General features: G+C 67.0%; 15 protein-coding genes. 9 read left to right on the top strand and 6 right to left on the bottom strand.

The features are described 5' to 3' along the window. Positions 1-154: 154 nt before the first annotated feature. A complete protein-coding gene (locus tag VLK31_RS12665) occupies positions 155-349 on the top strand; it encodes a heavy-metal-associated domain-containing protein (protein ID WP_409168763.1) in 195 nt (64 codons plus the stop codon). Further along, the gene (cueR, locus tag VLK31_RS12670) at positions 346-753 is read left to right on the top strand and encodes a Cu(I)-responsive transcriptional regulator (RefSeq protein ID WP_409168764.1); all 408 of its coding nucleotides are present in this window, start codon (positions 346-348) and stop codon (positions 751-753) included. The genes VLK31_RS12665 and cueR overlap by 4 nt, the downstream gene beginning before the upstream one ends. A 105-nt stretch (positions 754-858) precedes the next feature. On the opposite strand, the gene VLK31_RS12675 is transcribed toward cueR, so the two are convergent. Further along, positions 859-1830: a YcjF family protein gene (locus VLK31_RS12675; protein ID WP_409168765.1), complete on the bottom strand. Its 972-nt coding sequence runs from the start codon at positions 1828-1830 to the stop codon at positions 859-861. A 568-nt stretch (positions 1831-2398) separates the two neighbouring features. Here VLK31_RS12675 and creB point away from each other — a divergent pair. Together creB and creC are read left to right on the top strand one after the other, a co-directional pair. Further along, positions 2399-3211 carry a two-component system response regulator CreB gene (creB, locus tag VLK31_RS12680; protein WP_409168766.1) on the top strand — a complete coding sequence of 271 codons (813 nt, stop codon included), beginning with the start codon at positions 2399-2401 and terminating at the stop codon, positions 3209-3211. After that, on the top strand, positions 3208-4656 hold the full coding sequence (gene creC / locus VLK31_RS12685) for a two-component system sensor histidine kinase CreC (protein ID WP_409168767.1): 1449 nt from the start codon (positions 3208-3210) through the stop codon (positions 4654-4656). Before creB ends, creC begins: the two co-directional genes overlap by 4 nt. A 19-nt stretch (positions 4657-4675) precedes the next feature. Here creC and VLK31_RS12690 read toward each other — a convergent pair whose 3' ends face one another. The 4 genes from VLK31_RS12690 to creD all read right to left on the bottom strand — a co-directional run bounded on the left by VLK31_RS12690 (position 4676) and on the right by creD (position 10607). Beyond that, on the bottom strand, positions 4676-5281 hold the full coding sequence (locus VLK31_RS12690) for a hypothetical protein (RefSeq protein ID WP_409168768.1): 606 nt from the start codon (positions 5279-5281) through the stop codon (positions 4676-4678). Between the two features lie 112 nt (positions 5282-5393). Next, positions 5394-7814, bottom strand: coding sequence for a penicillin-binding protein 1A (locus tag VLK31_RS12695; protein WP_409168769.1), 2421 nt, complete (start codon positions 7812-7814; stop codon positions 5394-5396). 13 nt (positions 7815-7827) lie between these two features. Further along, positions 7828-9120: a glycoside hydrolase family 3 N-terminal domain-containing protein gene (locus VLK31_RS12700; protein WP_409168770.1), complete on the bottom strand. Its 1293-nt coding sequence runs from the start codon at positions 9118-9120 to the stop codon at positions 7828-7830. Beyond that, the gene (creD, locus tag VLK31_RS12705) at positions 9117-10607 is read right to left on the bottom strand and encodes a cell envelope integrity protein CreD (RefSeq protein ID WP_409168771.1); all 1491 of its coding nucleotides are present in this window, start codon (positions 10605-10607) and stop codon (positions 9117-9119) included. The genes VLK31_RS12700 and creD overlap by 4 nt, the downstream gene beginning before the upstream one ends. A gap of 204 nt (positions 10608-10811) precedes the next feature. On the opposite strand from creD, the gene VLK31_RS12710 reads away from it, so the two are divergent. The 5 genes from VLK31_RS12710 to VLK31_RS12730 are packed head-to-tail and all read left to right on the top strand — an operon-like array spanning position 10812 to position 16462. Then, complete coding sequence (locus tag VLK31_RS12710; RefSeq protein WP_409168772.1) at positions 10812-12887, top strand: VIT and vWA domain-containing protein; 2076 nt, start codon at positions 10812-10814, stop codon at positions 12885-12887. Positions 12888-12914: 27 nt separating this feature from the next. After that, complete coding sequence (xrtQ, locus tag VLK31_RS12715; RefSeq protein ID WP_409168773.1) at positions 12915-13844, top strand: exosortase Q; 930 nt, start codon at positions 12915-12917, stop codon at positions 13842-13844. Then, complete coding sequence (locus tag VLK31_RS12720; protein WP_409168774.1) at positions 13825-14403, top strand: hypothetical protein; 579 nt, start codon at positions 13825-13827, stop codon at positions 14401-14403. The genes xrtQ and VLK31_RS12720 overlap by 20 nt, the downstream gene beginning before the upstream one ends. 12 nt (positions 14404-14415) lie before the next feature. Next, positions 14416-15681 carry a biosynthetic peptidoglycan transglycosylase gene (locus tag VLK31_RS12725; protein WP_409168775.1) on the top strand — a complete coding sequence of 422 codons (1266 nt, stop codon included), beginning with the start codon at positions 14416-14418 and terminating at the stop codon, positions 15679-15681. 7 nt (positions 15682-15688) lie between these two features. After that, positions 15689-16462, top strand: a complete 774-nt coding sequence (locus VLK31_RS12730) for a GNAT family N-acetyltransferase (protein ID WP_409168776.1) — start codon at positions 15689-15691, stop codon at positions 16460-16462. 24 nt (positions 16463-16486) lie between these two features. On the opposite strand, the gene VLK31_RS12735 is transcribed toward VLK31_RS12730, so the two are convergent. After that, positions 16487-17134, bottom strand: coding sequence for a TetR/AcrR family transcriptional regulator (locus VLK31_RS12735; protein ID WP_409168777.1), 648 nt, complete (start codon positions 17132-17134; stop codon positions 16487-16489). Between the last annotated feature and the right edge of the window lie 60 nt (positions 17135-17194).

The raw sequence follows: 17194 nt of genomic DNA on the forward strand, positions 1-17194 counted from the left end.
AGGTGAAGGCTAAGGCTTCACACGATGGCAAGGTCAAGCGGAAACTTTCAGTGCCCCTGCGCTGGACATTGACATCGTGAGAGGGTTCAGACTGCAGGCTCTTTCCAGTCGAGCATTCATCCATTCCATCACCCCCTTCGAAGGAGCCAGAACAATGAGCCAGAAATTTCAGGTCACGGGCATGAGCTGCGGTCACTGCGTGAGCGCCGTGCAGAACGCGGTGCAGGCGGTCGACCCCGAGGCGCAGGTCACGGTCGATCTTGCAACGGGCCATGTCGACGTGCAGAGCGAGCAGCCGCGCCAAGACCTTGTGGTGGCGATCGAGAACGCGGGCTACGCCGTCCAATGACCGCTGCTGCTGCCGTCGTCGCCATTGGCGAAGCAGCGCAGCGCTCCGGCGTGTCGGCCCGCATGGTCCGGCACTACGAAGGGCTGGGCCTGCTGCCGGCGGTGGCGCGCACCGAGAGCGGCTACCGCCAGTACAGCGAGGCCGACATCCACACGCTGCGCTTCATCAAGCGCTCGCGCGACCTGGGTTTCTCGATGGAAGAAATCGCGGAGCTGGTCGGGCTGTGGAACAACCGGCGCCGCGCCAGCGCCAGCGTCAAGCGCATCGCCCAGAAGCACCTGGGTGAACTGGAGCAGCGCATTGCCGACATGGAGTCGATGCGCAACACGCTGGCCCACCTGGTTCACTGCTGCCACGGCGATGCGCGGCCGGACTGCCCGATTCTGGACGACCTGGCGAACTAGGCTCTCCCCCAGGCTTCGCGCACTGCGTGTCGCTGCGCCAACCCCCTCGCCGGGGGCGACACCGGTGGCCCGGCAAAGCCGGTTCCACGGTGTCCCTGGAAAGCATCAGGCGCCGCGCACCAGTGAGAGCACCTTGCCCGCGTCCAGCGTGCGGGCCTTTTCCTGAATGGCCGGCAGGTACTGCGTCTGCAGGCTCTGCCCTTCCTTCACCACGCCCGAAAACGCCTCTTTCAGCATCTGCGTGGACAGCGTGCGCCCGCCCGCGTAGTAGCGCTTGGCCACATGGCCCAGGGCATAGGTCGAGGCAAAGCTCATGCCCGAACTCACGGCCTGGTTGCCCAGCCCGCGCAGCAGGCCGCCGCCCACCTTGCCCAGCAGCCCACCCAGCAGCTTGCGGCCGGCCTGCTCCAGGTATTGAGAGGTCAGGCCCACGCCGACCGTGGCCAGAAAGTCCTTGATATGGCCGGTGTCGAGCTGGTAGCCGTAGGCCTGCCCGATGCGGTAGACCAGCTTCATCTGCAGCGGAATGATCGCCATGGTCGACAGCGTCTCGGGCAGCAGCTCGAGCGCGCCGTTGACGATGGACGCGTTGAGGATCGATTTGTCGAGCTCGGCCGTGTCGGGTGTATTCGGCGCACCTGCCGCGGTGACCGCGGTCCCGGCTGCGACGGTGGCAACGGCAACAGGTGCGGCAGCACCGATAGGCACTGCCGCAATTTCTTCCGCCTGCTGCGAAAAACTGGTTGCCGACGCGTCCAGCCCCAGCGAGGTACGCACGTCCGCCAGGAACATGCGCTCCGCCTCGGACTGCGTGCCGTCCGCATCGCACACGCACACGGCCATTTCGTAGGCCAGCTGCTTCGACTCGGGGCTCTTCAGCTCCCCTGCCACCGAGGCCAGCGACACGCGCTTCATCAGCACGTCCTGGTAAAGGGTGGGCAGGTTCACGCCATCGGCCTGCGACAGGCCTTCCGCAATCCGCTTGATCTCGGCGCGCTCGCGTTCGTGCTTCTCGCCGTCCACAAAGGCAGCCAGCAGGGACAGGGCAACGATCGACTTTGTTTCTGAAGGTGTCATTTGTAAGGAATCTCGCAAATTGGATGAGCCGGTTCGGTTGCCGAACGGCCCGAAGGTTCCGCCCCGTGTTCTCCCCACAAAGCTTGAGCAACTCTGTGGATAACGTTGGCACTTCCATGTAGGGGTGTTGCAAGTTATTGATTTACAAGGGAAATCTACATATTGCCTAAATATTAGGCAATGAATTTCTTTGCCCAAAAACCGTCTTTGGCAGATTTTCCGGGGGGCGTCAAAGGACAACTCTGGGGACAGTTTTTGCACAAGCCATGGCTTATCCACAGGGCGAGGCGGTTACCCAATGTTGTTCATTTGGCGGGTACACCTCGGAAGCACGGCTGCGCACAGTGACGCAGGCATGACAACTCGTTGTCACATAACGAAAAAAGAGGCATGTCCACAGAAGAGTGCGACCCTTATCTACTACTACTAATTTGAATAAGAAGAATAAGAAGATAGGGAACGCAGACAGCTGCGCGCAAAAAAAAGCCGCGAGAGGCCGCGCCGGTCCACGGCGCCTCGGGCGGAACGCGGGTCCTCCCGCCTCTTTCGCCTCGCTAACATCCGGGGCATGAGCTTCAAACCCCGGATCCTGATCGCCGAAGACGAGTCAGGCATCGCCGATACGCTGCAGTACGTCCTGAAGAGCGACGGTTTCATTCCGGTGTGGTGCGCCACGGCCGAAGAAGCCATTGCCCAGTTCGCGCTGGAGCCGCCGGCGCTGGCCATCCTGGACATCGGCTTGCCCGACCTGAACGGTTTCGAGCTCTTCAAACGCCTCCAGGCGCTGAATCAGTCGATGGGGGGCCCGGAGGTACCAATGGTGTTTTTGACCGCCCGCAGCGACGAAATAGACCGCGTGGTGGGCCTGGAACTGGGTGCGGACGACTACATCGCCAAGCCGTTTTCGCCGCGCGAACTGGTCGCTCGCGTCAGAACGATCCTTCGGCGCAGCGCCAGAAATGGCCAGAACGCTGGAAATGCCTCAAACGCCTCGCCTGCGGCCTCGGCCTCGATCCATGGGGCACCCCATCAAATCGCGCCCCAGGCGCCTCCAGCGGCACCACAGACCCCTGCAATGCCATTCCTGCTCGACAACGAGCGCATGCAGATTCGGTATTACGGTCGGCTGCTCGAACTCTCGCGCTACGAATACGGTTTGCTGAGACTGCTCGTGCAGCGCCCCGGGCGCGTGTTCACGCGCGACGAGCTGCTGCAGCTCGTCTGGGACGACGCCAGCGACAGCTTCGACCGCACGGTCGACGCGCACATCAAGACCCTGCGCGCCAAGCTCAAGGCCATTGCGCCCGACGTGGAGCCGATCCGCACGCTGCGCGGTACCGGCTACGCACTCAACGAAGAATTGCCCGCCAAGGCGTCGTGACCCGGCGCACGCGGATCTTCATCGGCATCCTGCTGATTTATTCGGCGGGCATCGGGCTCTTGCTGTACCGCGTGGTGTCCGACATCGACCCGCGCTACCGCGAGTCGGCCGAAGAATCGCTGGTGGAAACCTCGCAGCTGGTGGCCAGCCTGGTCGAGCAGGACGTCATTGCCGGTGCCATCAACACCGCACGGCTGGAGCCGCTGTTTCGCACGGTCTATGCAAGGGAGTTTTCCGCGCAGATCTACAACCTGCACAAGAGCCGCGTGGAGCTGCGCGTGTACGTCACAGACCGTGGCGGGCGCGTGATGTTCGACTCGCTCGGCAGGCACCTGGGCGCCGACTATTCGCAGTGGAGCGACGTGAGCCGCACGCTGGGCGGCGAGTACGGCGCGCGCACCTCGCGCGACGTCGACGGTGACCCGCGCACGTCGGTGATGTACGTTGGCGCGCCGATCCGCTGGAACAACGAGATCGTCGGCATGGTCAGCGTGGGCAAGCCGGTGCAGAGCTTCGGCCAGTTCGTGGAAGACGCTCGCGCCCGCACCATCTGGGTGGGCGTGGGCTCGGCGCTGGCGCTGCTGCTGCTGGCGCTCATCGTCTCGGTCTGGCTGGTGCGGCCCTTCGGGCTGATTCGCGACTACTGGACCTGGGTGCGCGCTCAACACAGGCTGGGCAGCCTGAGCATGTGGCGCATGGCGCGCCGCGCGGTCGACGGCGTGCGCACCGGCTTCGACGAAATGCGCGATGCGCTGACCGGGCGCAACTACGTGGCCGACTACGTGCAGACCTTCACGCACGAAGTGAAGAGCCCGCTGTCGGCCATTCGCGGCGCGGCCGAACTGCTGCAGGAGCCGTCGATGCCGCACGCCGAGCGCGAGCGTTTTCTGACCAACATCGAACGCGAGACGCAGCGCATTCAGGAAATCGTCGACCGCATGATGGAGCTCACCGCGCTGGAAACGCGGCGCAGGCTCGACCGCACCGAGCCGGTTGCGCTGGGCCTGCTGATCGAGGACATCGTGCGCAGCGCGCAGCCCGCGGCGGCCAAGCGCAACATTCGCCTGCTGGTCAACATTCGCCACGAGGCGCGCACCGAAGGCGACCCGTTCCTGCTGCGCAGGGCCGTCAGCAACCTGCTGGACAACGCCATCGATTTTTCACCGCGCGACAGCGAGGTGCTGCTCACGCTGGAAACCACCGCCAAGCTTGCACGCGTGAGCGTGCGCGACCACGGCCCTGGCATTCCGGAGTACGCGCAGGAAAAGGTCTTCGAGAAGTTCTATTCGCTCGCCCGGCCGCACAACCAGAAAAAAAGCACGGGGCTCGGGCTCGCGTTCGTGAAGGAAATTGCGGCCTTGCACCGCGGCCGCATCGAGCTTGGCAACGCGTCGCGTGGCGGCGCGGTGGCAACGCTCACGTTGCCGTTGCTGTCACATCACTGAGCGCACATACGCCAGCGGATCACAGGCCCGTGAGCGCGCGGTAGGCGCTGCGCGTCTCCGGGCTCACCGCGTTCAGCAACTGGTCGTACGAGGTCTGGTGGCGCGCCAGCATGCGCGCCGACGCCACCGTCTTCGACTTGCAGTACCAGTGGCAGGTGTGCTGCAGCAGGAACAGCTCGGCAGACATGGTGAAGGCTTTCGACTTGGGCGTGCGCTCTGCGTCGTTGCGCACCACGCCGGCCACGCCGCGTGCATGAATGAGCAGGGCCTGGCGCAGGTCGAAGGTGGCGCCCGGCAGCAACTGCGTGGCCAGCGGCAGCGCGATCGGCAGCTTGCTCACGCGCGCAATGGGTTCGGGCACGCGCGCAATTTCGGCGGCGAAGCCTTCGAGTTGTCCGGCGATTTTTTCTTCAGTCGCGTCCAGCAGGTGCCAGATTTGCTGGCGGCGCTCGGCGTCGTTTTCGCCCAGGCAACGCAGGTAGCCGGAGGTCAGGCTTTCCATGAGACGTTCGATCTGGTAGCGGCCGAGGTGGCTGCCCAGCAGCACGATGCGCTGGCGCTGTTCGCGCGACTTGAGAATGTAGAAGCCGGCGGCAATCAATGCCACCAGGGTAAGAATTTCCATGGAATCGTGGGGAGAAAAAAGAGAAGGCGGGACGCAGCACCGAGTGTAGGCACCGCGACCCGCCCGGATCTGCGTCTTTGTTTTTCAGCGACCGCCGAACCCCGAAGGCCGGCTAGCGGAAGAAGTCCAGGATCTTGTTGCGTTCTTCGGGCTGCGGCGGCGCACCCAGCGGCGCGCCGGTGATCTCTTCCACGGGCGGCGGCGCGGCTTCGGTGTCCAGCCCCAGGCTGGCCACGTTGTGGCCGGGCCCGAAGTCGTCGAAGTACCACTCGCCGTCGACGTTCAGCACGCCCGGCGGCTCGGCCGGTTGCGTCACCGGCACGCCCTGCAACGCGGTCTGCATGAAGCCGATCCAGATCGGCAGGCTCAGGCTGCCGCCGGTCTCGCCGCGCACGCCCAACTGGCGCGGCGTGTCGTAGCCGATCCATGCAATGCCCACCATGGTCGGCTGGAAGCCCGCGAACCAGGTGTCGAACGAATCGTTGGTGGTGCCGGTCTTGCCGTAGAGGTCGTCGCGCTTCAAGGCCTGGTGGGCCTTGAAGCCGGTGCCGTTCTTCACCACGCTCTGCAGCAGCGAATCCATGATGAAGGCGTTGCGCTGCGGAATGGCGCGGCGGGTTTCGTCCAGCACCGGCGCCTCGGTTTCCATGATGACCTTGTCCCGCAGGTCGGTCACGCGCGTCACCAGGTACGGGTTGACGCGGTAGCCGCCATTGGCAAACACCGAATAGCCCACGGCCATCTGCATCGGCGTGACCGAGCCGGCGCCCAGGCCCATGGGCAGGTTGGCGGGTTGCTTGTCCTTGTCGAAGCCGAACTTGGTGACCCAGTCTTGCGCGTACGGCGCGCCGATCGACTGCAGCACGCGCAGCGTGACCAGGTTCTTCGACTTCATGAGGGCGGTGCGCAACGGCATCGGGCCTTCGTAGGTGCCTTCGAAGTTCTTCGGCTCCCACGCCTGGCCGCCGTTCTCGGCGGCATCGAAGTGCAGCGGCGCATCGTTCACCACGGTGGAGGGCGAAAAGCCTTTTTCCAGCGCGGCCGAATAGATGAAGGGCTTGAAGCTGGAGCCCGGCTGGCGCCAGGCCTGCGTCACGTGGTTGAACTTGCTCTTGCCGAAATCGAAGCCGCCCACCAGCGCCTTGATGGCGCCGCTGCGCGGGTCCATGCCGATGAAGGCGCCTTCCACTTCGGGCAGCTGCGTGATCTCCCAGGTGTTCTTCGGCGTGCGGGCGACGCGGATCACCGCGCCGCGGCGGATCTTGATGTTGGGCGGTGCCTTCGCGGCCAGGCCGGACTGCGCGGGCTTCAGGCCCTCGCCGGTGATCTGCACGGTTTCGCCGTTGGCGCGCACCGCGCTGATTTCCTTGGCGTTGGCGTCCAGCACCACGGCCGCGACCACGTCGCCGTTGTCGGGGTGTTCCGCCAGCGCGTCGTCCACCGCTTCGTCGACTTCCTTCTGCTCGCTCGGCAGGTCGACGAACTTCTCGGGGCCGCGGTAGGGTTGGCGGCGCTCGTAATCCATGATGCCCTTGCGCAGCGACTTGTAGGCTGCGGCCTGGTCGGCCGCCACCAGCGAGGTGTAGACCTTCATGCCGCTGGTGTAGATGCTGTCGCCGTACTGCGCGTACATCATCTGGCGCACGGTCTCGGCCACGTACTCGGCATGCAGGCGACTCGGGTCGGCGGCGTCGCGCAGGTGCAGCTCTTCCTTCTTTGCGGCGGCGGCCTGCTCTGCGGTGATGAAGCCGGTTTCCTGCATGCGGTCGATCACGTACAGCTGGCGCGCCCGCGCGCGGCGCGGGTTGGCCACCGGGTTGTTGGCACCGGGCGCCTTCGGCAGGCCGGCCAGCATCGCGGCTTCGGCAACGGTGACGTTCTGCAGCGGCTTGCCGAAGTAGGTTTCAGCCGCGGCGGCGAAACCGTAGGCGCGGTTGCCCAGGTAGATCTGGTTGAGGTAGATCTCCAGAATCTGGTCTTTGGTGAGCTGCTGCTCCAGCCGAAGCGCCAGCAGAATTTCATACGACTTGCGGCTCAGCGTGCGCTCCGAGCTCAGGTACACGTTGCGCGCCACCTGCATCGTGATGGTCGAGGCGCCCTGCTTTCGCCCGCCCTTCAGGCTGGCCACGGCCGCGCGCAGAAAGCCCTTGTAGTCGACACCGCCGTGGTCGTAGAAGCGCGCGTCTTCCACGGCCAGCACCGCGTCTTTCATCACCTTGGGAATGTTCGCGAAGGGCGTGAGGTTGCGCCGCTCTTCGCCGAACTCGCCAATCATCTGGCCTTCGCTCGAATACACCCGCAGCGGCAGCTTGGGCCGGTAGTCGGCCAGCTCGGACACGTCGGGCAGCTTGGGGTAGATGGCCACCACGGCCACGATGGCTGCAACGATCGCCACCAGCGCGCCGGAGCCCACCACGATGGCGCTCCATCCCGCGATGCGTTTCCAGCGGCGGTGGGGGTCGGCGCCCTGAGTGCCGTCAACGGAGCCGTCGTCGGGGCCGTCGGGAGGGGTGGAGCTTGAACGTTTGAACATAGGAGAAAGCTAGCTAGCGAAAGGATTGGAGCCGCTGCGCGCCGCGGCGTTCCTGCATCGGCAGACTGAGCGCGCCGCTCTGCACTGCCCGCTGCGCGCAATGCATGGCGTCGAAGTACTTGTCGTGGTCGAAGGCGATCAACAAGAGGTCCACACCGGCATCGAGGGCTCGGACAGTGGCATCGCAAAGACCGTGGTTGTAGGCCGCGCCCATCGTGAGATCGTCGGTGACGAGCAGGCCCTGGTAGCCCCATTCGCCTCGAATCACCTGCTGCACGATTCTGCGCGAGAAAGAGACCGGGTATTTGGCGTCGAGTTCCGCAAGGATGACATGGCCCAGCATGATGGCTGCGTCAGATTGTGTCGACACTTCTTGAAATGGTTTCCAGTCTCGTGCTGCCAGACGGGCGACCGGCGTGCGCAATTCGGCGGCGAAATGATGGGTGTCTTCGGCCACGCCGGCCAGCCCCGGAAAATGCTTCAGCGTGCCGCGCACGCCCGCCGATTCAAGGCCTTGCGCGTAAGCGAGCGCCACCTGCGTGGTGAGTGCGGGGTCGCTGGAAATGGCGCGTTCGTCGATGCGTGTGTGAAAGTCCCAGCGGCCCGGCGCACGGCTCGGGCGCAGGTCGACCACCGGGCTGAAGTTGAGCGTCACACCCAGAGCAGCGAGCGCCCTGCCCTGTTGCGCGCCGTAGGCGCGGGCGCGCTCCGAGAGTGCGTTGCCGGGCACGTCCGCATCGAGCAAGGTGGACAGCGCGGGCTGGCGCTCGACGATCGGCGACAGGCGCGAGACCGCGCCGCCTTCCTGGTCGGTTGCCACGATCAACGGCGGCAAGCCGGCCTCGCGCCGCAAGGCCTGCAGCCCCGCGATCTCGCCGCGCAGTTGCTCGGCCGTGCGGCCGCGCACGTTGCGCCCGGTCACGAAGATGCCGCCGATCAGCCCCTTGCGGGCCAGCTCGCGCAGGTCGTTCGCATCGTCGTAGCCCACGATGAAATGCGCGCCCAGCACTTGCGCGGCGGGGCCCGACATGGCCTGCACATTGGCGCGGTGCTGGCGCGACGCCGCTTCGTTGCACAGCGCAGTGAGCACCGCCGCCAACGCCAGGCCCAGCGCCACCGGGCGTGCCATGCCGCGCGCAAAGCGCCATGCGAGCGCGATGCCCGCCACCAGCAAGCCGAGCAGCAGCGCCAACTCCGCTTCGCGCATGAAGCGCAGGTGCGGGTCTTTCAGGTGCCAGGCCCAGAACCACAGCGTGGCCAGGGTCAGCCAGCCCAGCGCCGCACCGGTGACCCGCAGCAGCTTCATGCCGCGTGTGCTTGCGTGGTCGCCACGGGCGTTGGCTGCGCTGGTTCGTTGCGCCGCGAGAGCGCATACCAGTCGACCTTGCGCGTCACCAGCATCAGCGCGGCCAGCATGCCGAAGACCAGCAGCGCGCCCAGCAGCAGCGCATTGCTTTCGGAAGCCAGCAGCCCGTAGAGCGCGGCATACAGCAGCGCCACGAAGGCACCGAACGAAACGCCGCGCCGCCAGCCTTCGAGCACCGCGCTGAAGTACACGGCCAGCAAAGCCACGCTGGCGGTGGCCGCGCCCGCGTAGGCCATCCAGAACGCGAACTTCTCGGACAGCGCCAGCAGCAGCAGAAAGAACAGCGCAATCGACAGGCCCACCAAGCCGTACTGGATGGGGTGCAGGCGCAGCTTGCGGAACAGCTCGAACATGAAGGCTGCCATCAGCACCAAGCCGATGAACAGCATGCCGTACTTGCCGGCGCGCGTGCTCATCGAATACACGTTGATGGGCTGTGCGAGCGACACGTCGAAGGTCTGCAGCGGACCGAGATTGCGGCGTGCGCCACGCACCTCGGCGGTGGCTGCTGCGGCGGCGCTGTCGCTGTCCGAGGCGCTGCCACGGCCCAAGAGACCGGCACGCACCTGTTCGCGCGCTGAGGTCACGAGCGATGAAACGCGCCAGTGCGCGTCGAAGCCTTGCGGCGTCACGCTGCGCTCGGCGGCAAGAAAGCGCCCGCCAAAGCTCGGGTGCGCCCACGGCGAGCGCAGGTGCGCGGTCGTGTCTTCGGCGATGGGCGCAATGGCCAGGGTGTCCTGCCCGACCAGGCCTAGCTTCATCTCGAAGCTCAATGGCGTACTGCCCTGCCATGCCGCGAGCGCTGCGCCGGTAACGGGTGCGTGAATGCCATCGGCGAACCAGGCGTCGCTGGCAATGCCCGGCACGCGTTGCTTGAAGCGCAACGCCTCGCCGCCCATCACCAGCGCCGGAGAGCCGTCAAGGCCCCGCAGGTCACTGACGTTGAAGGCGATGAAGGGCGCCTTGAACTCGATCTTCGAATCCGTCTCGCTGTGCGGCAAGACCCTGGAATCGAACGCGGCAAAGCCGCCGGTGAGCGTGGCATCGAGCGTGTAGAAGGGAATCTTGAAGATGCCGCGGTAACGCTCCTGCGGCGTCATTGCGCCTTCGATGTGCAGCTTGTCGGGAAACACCACGTGGGTCATCTCCTTGCTGCGCGCCTCCTGGCCGATCACCTTGCCCTGCGCATCGCGCAGCGGCTCCATCCAGCGTTCCACGTACGGCACCAGCAGCAGCGGACCGACCACCGTTTGCCGGCTGGCATAGGTGGCGGCCAGTTCGTCGGCCGCCTCGCGCTGGCTTTCGCCGCGTGCGCGGCTGATCGAATCGATCTCCGCCAGTGGAATGCAAAGCAGCAGCACCAGGAAGAACAGGCCTGTCACTTTGGCCAGCACGGATGTCTGCAGTGCCTTCAACAACTGAAGCATGGTTTTTCTCCTCGTCTGTAGCGAAGCGGCGATGCTCGCCGTGCGACCCGAAGGCGGTGTGAAGCGCCCTGGCGGCTTCACTTCACACAGACTTCACGCAGCGGGGCATTCGCCATCGGCGACTTCAAGGAGGCTTCCAACTCTCTTCTCGCGCGGAATCGACAGTTGCGGCTGTGCAAGTTCGCACGAACAAGGACCCCCGCCATGGACGCCCACTCCTCCCTACGCCCCGGCCGCTGGCTCTGGCTCGCCACCGTGAGCCTGGCGACAGCCGGCTTCGTCGCCATGGGCGTGCGCCCCGCCGGCGCGCAGGAAGCACCCGCCGCGCGCCTGAAGACCGAGAGCCCCTATTTCTTCGTGAAGAGCGACGACCCGTCGGTCGACCGCTTGCCGCTGAAGGGCACCGAGGTCTCGGTGAAGATCTCTGGCGTCATCGCCGATGTGACGGTCACGCAGACCTACCGCAACGAAGGCCGGCGCGCCATCGAAGCCAAATACGTGTTCCCCGGTTCGACCCAGGCGGCGGTGAGCGGCCTGAACGTGCGGCTGGGCGACCGGCTCATCACCGCGCAGATCCGCGAGAAGCAGCAGGCGCAGATCGAATACGACACCGCCAAGAAAGAAGGCAAGACCGCCGCGCTGCTCGAGCAGCACCTGCCCAACGTGTTCCAGATGAACGTGGCCAATATCCTGCCGGGCGACGACGTGAAGGTGGAGCTGCGCTACACCGAGCTGCTGGTGCCGCAGTCGGGCAACTACCAGTTCGTGTTTCCGACCGTGGTCGGGCCGCGCTACAACTCGCCGCAGTCGGAGAACGCGCAGGCCAAGTGGGTTGCTCAACCGACGCTGCCCACTCTGCCCACGGGCACCGCGCCCACCACCGGCTTCAAGCTCCGGGCCAGCATCGACACGCCCATGGGCCTGAAGGAAATTCGCTCGGCCACGCACACCATCGACGTGAAGAAGAGCGACGAAGACCAGCATGCCGACATCGTGCTCACCGCCGACGGCCGCCCTGCGGACAACCGCGACTTCGTGCTCGACTACCGGCTGGCGGGCGAAAAAATCGAATCGGGCCTGATGCTCTACAAGGGCCAGGGCGAGAACGCGGAGAACTTCTTCCTTGCCATGGTCGAGCCGCCGAAGGCCGTGGCCGCCAGCGCCATTTCGCCGCGCGACTACATCTTCGTGGTCGACATCTCGGGCTCCATGCACGGCTTTCCGCTGGACACCGCAAAGACGGTGCTGCAGCGCCTGATTGGCGGGCTGCGCCCGAGCGACACCTTCAACGTGCTGCTGTTCTCGGGCAGCAACAAGATGCTGTCGCCCAAGTCGGTGCCGGCCACGCGCGCCAACATCGAGCAGGCGCTGGCCACCATTCAGAACTACAGCGGCAGCGGCAGCACCGAACTCATTCCGGCCCTGAAGCGCGTGTACGCCGAGCCGAAGGAAGACAAGGTGTCGCGCACGGTGGTGGTGGTGACCGACGGCTATGTGACGGTGGAGAAGGAGGCCTTCGAACTGGTGCGCAACAACCTCTCCAAGGCCAATGTGTTCGCCTTCGGCATCGGCTCGTCGGTGAACCGCAGCCTGATGGAAGGCATTGCGCGCGCCGGCATGGGCGAGCCTTTCATCATCACCGACCCGGTGCAGGCGCCCGAGCAGGCGGCGCGCTTTCGCCGCATGGTCGAGTCGCCGGTGCTCACCAGCGTGAAGGCCACCTTTGGCGGCCTCGATGTGTACGACGTGGAGCCGCAGGCGCTGCCCGACGTGCTGGGCGAACGCCCGGTGATCGTGTTCGGCAAGTGGCGTGGCGAGGCCAAAGGCCGCGTGATCATCGAAGGCCAGGGCGCCAGCGGTCCGTACCGCGAAGAGGTGCGCATCGACAGCCGCACGCGCCAGGACACGGCCGCGCTGCGCACGCTGTGGGCGCGCCACCGCATCCAGAGCCTGAGCGACCAGGAAACGCTGGAAGGCAGCACGGCCTTCAAGGAGCGCATCACCGAACTGGGCCTGAAGTACAGCCTGCTCACGCAGTACACCAGCTTCATTGCGGTGGACAAGGTGGTGCGCAACCCGGCGCCGCAAGACAGCGCGCAGGTGAACCAGCCGCTGCCCCTGCCGCAAGGCGTGAGCGAGATGGCCGTTCAGGCGTTTGGCGCTGAAGTGCCGAGCACGCCCGAGCCCGAATCGCTGGGCGCCATTGCCGTGGTGCTTTCGATGCTGGCCATGCTGCGCCGCCGCGCGCGCCGCAACGACGCGCGCCGCTTCACCGCCTGACACCCCGATCTGCGACGAAAGAAAAGCATGTCTCTGGCAACACTCGCCCGCCGCCACCCGCGCATCGTGGACTGGGGCATCCACATCGACCGCATGCCATCGGCCGGCTGGCTCGCGCTGCAGTTTGCCGCGCTGATGCCGACCTGGGCCTGGATGGTTCAGCGCATGCGCGACGGCTCCGACGACCCGCTGGGGCTGCTGGCGCTGGTTGCGCTCGCTGCCCTGGCCTGGAGCCGCCGGCGCGAGCTGCGCGCCTCGCCGCGCCTGGGCTGGCTGGCACTGGCCGGCGCGGGCACCGTGCTGGCGACGTTGCTGCGCACGGGGCTCGGCGGCTTGCCCGCGTTGCCGCCGCTGGCGGCGGGGCTGGTGGCCGTGCTGGCACTGGCCTGCGGGCTGCTGGCGTTCCTGCCGCGGCGCGTGGCGGCGCTGCCGGTGGTCGGGCTGTCGGTGCTGGCGCTGCCGCTGCTGTCGTCGCTGCAGTTCTATGCGGGCTACCCGCTGCGCGTGGTGACGGCCGAGGTCAGCCGCTGGTTGCTGGCGCCGGGCTTCGAGGTGGCGCGCGAGGGCGCCACGCTGATGGTCGATGGAAAGTTGGTGATCGTGGACGCGCCTTGCTCCGGCGTGCAGATGGTGTGGCTGGGCTACTTCACGGCCTGCGCGGTGGCGCTGTGGGCGGGGCGCAGCGACCGGGGCTTCGTGCGCCGGCTGCCGCTGGTCGGCCTGCTCGTGCTGGGCGGGAACATCGTGCGCAACAGCGTGCTGATTGCCTTCGAAGGCGCCGGCCAACCGCTGGCGCCGTGGGCGCACAACGCGCTGGGTCTGCTGGTGCTGGCCGCGGTGTGCGGCGCCATCGCGCGGCTGATGGTGCCGGCGCGCCCTGCGCCCGAGCTTGCCGAACAACCCATTGCGGGCCTCATCACTGCCCAGGGAGGCCGCCGTGTCGACACCGTTCTTTGAGCGCTGGTTTGCCAACCACTTCATCAACCGCATCGGCCACAAGTCGGCCTTTGCGCTGGCCATGGTGCTGTGCGTGCTGTGGTCGGTCACGGCGGCGGTGCGCGTGTCGGGCGCGCCGGGCGAACCGGTGGCCGCCCTCACCTCGCACGAATGGCCCAGCGAATGGGACGGCGCCGCACTGCGCCCGCTGGCGCTGAGCGAGGTCGAGCAGCGCTTTGCCGACCGCTTTCCGGGTGCCATCGGCCGCATGACCGACGGCCGGCAGACGCTGGTGCTGCGCGAGGTGACGCAGCCCACGCGCATGCTGCACCCGGCGGTGGACTGCTACCGCGCGCTGGGCTACCGCATCGAGCAGGCGCGGCTGGAACGCGATGCGCAGGAGCGGATGTGGCGCTGTTTTGTTGCGCAACGGCACGGCGCGCAAAAAATCCGGGTCTGCGAGCGGATCGTGGACGCCCAGGGCACGGCTTTCACAGACACTTCAGCCTGGTACTGGGCAGCGGCCAGCGGCCAATCGCATGGGCCGTGGCAAGCTGTCACCGTGGCAAGACCGATCTGAGAAAACGTTTCTGTGAAGAAGACCCTGCGATTTGTTCTTTTTGGCCTGCTGGCCCTCGTGGTTACGGCGTGTGTGGCTGTCTTTTTGATAGCCAAGCTGGCGCTTGCGCCGGCCGCCGGTGAATGGAGCACCACGGTGAAGGCGGGGCCGCTGAATTTCGAGATCGGCGTGCCGACCGCGCTGCGCGTGGCCACTTCGCCGTGGTTCGCGCCGTACCTGGACGGGCGCTCTCTGGACACCCGCTTCGGCACCGTGCGCTTCGGCTGGAAGCCGGCCGGCGAACTGCTGGAGATGCAGTGCGCGCCATGCAGCGCCGATGTGCCCGCGCTGGGCACCCAGCCGATCAAGGTCGAGCGCCTGGTCGCCACCGTGAAGCGCGACGGCAACACGCTGGCCGGCAGCTTCGAGGCCATGCCGCTGAGCACCGACACCACGCCGCTGCAGGGCCACTGGGACGGCAAGCTCACGCCGAAGAACCTTCAGCTCAACGTCAACGTGCAGGACGCCCCCATCGCCCGCTGGTACGCGGTGCTGGTGCCCACGCTGCCCGAGTTGCAGCGCGCACGCATCGGCGGCACGCTCGCGCTGCGCGGCCAGCTGGTGCTGCCCGAGACCACCTTCGCGGTGCAGCCGACCATCAGCCAGTTCACGGTGGAGGGCCTGGGCACCGAGGCCATGCTGAACGCGCGCACCAGCTGCGGCCCGTCCGCCAGGCTTGCCAACGACAGCTGGCTGGCGCGCGCCGTCATCGCCGCCGAAGACCAGCGCTTTTTCACCCACACCGGCTACGACCTGACCGAGATCCTCGCGTCGATCGACAACAACCAGAAGCCCGGGCAGATTCGCCGCGGCGGCAGCACGCTCACACAGCAACTGGCCAAGCTGCTGGTGACGGGCAGCGACCGCACGGCAGAGCGCAAGCTGCGCGAGCTGCTCTACGCAGTGGAAATGGAACAGACGCTGGGCAAGGCGCGCATTCTTCAGCTGTACCTGGACAACGCGCCGTGGGGCGGCACCCTGTGCGGCGCCGAGGCCGCGTCGCGCCGCTACTTCAAGCGCAGCGCGCGCACGCTGGAGCCGGCGCAGGCCGTGTGGCTGGCGGCCATGCTGCACAAGCCGCAGGCGGTGCTGGAGCAATGGCGCCGCGACGGCCAGATCGACGCCGAGCGCATCAAGTGGGTGGCCGAAGGCATCCGCGGCATCAGCCGCAACCAGCGCGAGGCGCTGCTCAAGGGCGTGGCCGCGGCCAAGTTCACGGCGCCCGAAGCCAACCCGTGACACCCCGATGAGCACCGCATTCCTGAGCGTGGGCGACATCGAAGCCATCGAGCGCGCCACCGTCGCCGCTGTCGCGCCCGATGTCACCGAAGAAATCGACGGCTGGCTGCTGCCCTTTGCCGAGGGCACCGTGAAGCGCGCGAAGTCGGCCGTGCCGCTGCACCGCAGCCCGGTGGCGCCGGCCACGCTCGACCGCATCCAGGACCGCTGCGACGCGCGCCAGGTGGCGCCTGCGCTGCGGCTGGCCGACGCGGCCTGCTTCGAGGGGCTGCGCGCCGAGCTGGAGCGCCGGCACTACGTGGCCGACAGCCCGACCTGCGTGCAGGTCGGCTCGGCCGCGCGCATGCGGCGGCTGGTGGCGCCCGACGGCTCGCTGGCCGATGTCGACAGCGCGCCCGACGGCGCCTGGGCGGCGCTGTTCCTTGGCGAGGGCTTCGACCCGGTGGACGGCGCGCACCGCGTGCGCATGCTGTCGCGCGCCCAGGGCACGTTGTTTGCCAGCGTGTGTGAAGGCGGCCGCACGGTGGCCGCGGGCGCGATGGCCTTCGGCCATGGCTGGGCCAGCGTGCACGGCATGCGCACCGACCAGGCACTGCGCGGGCGCGGTCTGGCGGGGCGCGTGCTGGCCGGCTTGGCGCAGGCGGCGCTGGCGCGCGGGTTCGAGCGGGTGTTTCTGCAGGTCGATGCGCACAACGCGCCGGCGCTGGCGCTGTACCGCCGCGCGGGGTTCGAGACGCAGTGGACTTACAGCTACTGGCAGCGCCAGCCGCCGCCGCGTTGAGCCTCGCTTGAGCCGGCCTGCCGCCTAGGCCGGCTCGCCCGCTTCGAAGCCGAAGCGCACGTCGTTCAGCGCCTGGTCGACCAGGTCGATCGGGTTCTCGAACGCCGGCGTGATCTTGACGATGCCGCGCAGGCGCTGGTCGATCAGCAGCGTCGCCAGCCCGTGCACATAGCCCCAGGCGGCGGTGATGCGCATGGCCTCGGTGGCGCTCAGCGAGACGGGTGTTTCGTCCGGCGGCTCGTCCTTGGCGCCGATGATCGCGGCCATTACCCGCATCGCCTCGCGCGCCGCGCCGCCGAGCACGGGGCGCTGCATGTCGATGATCTCGTCGCGGAACATCAGGCCGAACATGGCCGGGTTGTCGTAGGCGAAGTGCACATAGGCGCGGGCGATCGCGTTGCGCCGCTCGCGCACGTCGGCGTGCAAGGCCGCGGCGTCGCGCATGGCGCCGCTCAGGCGACCGTAGCCGACGGCGGCCAGTTCGCTCACCAAGCCGGTCATGTCGCCGAAGTGGTGTTTGGGCGCGGTGTGCGACACCCCCGCCTCCCGTGCGATGGCGCGCAGGCCCAGGCCCGGAATGCCCTCGCGCAGCAGCACGGTTTCGGCCGCGGCCAGCAGGGCTTCGGGCAGCGAGCCGTGGTGGTAGCGCTTGGGCGGGGCGTCGGTGGTCATTCGTGAAAAAAAGCAAGGGCGGCGAAAGTGCTCAAAAATCTTACCACTGGAAAAATTTCT

Source organism: Variovorax sp. H27-G14 (assembly GCF_046156345.1).
Lineage (GTDB): Bacteria > Pseudomonadota > Gammaproteobacteria > Burkholderiales > Burkholderiaceae_C > Variovorax.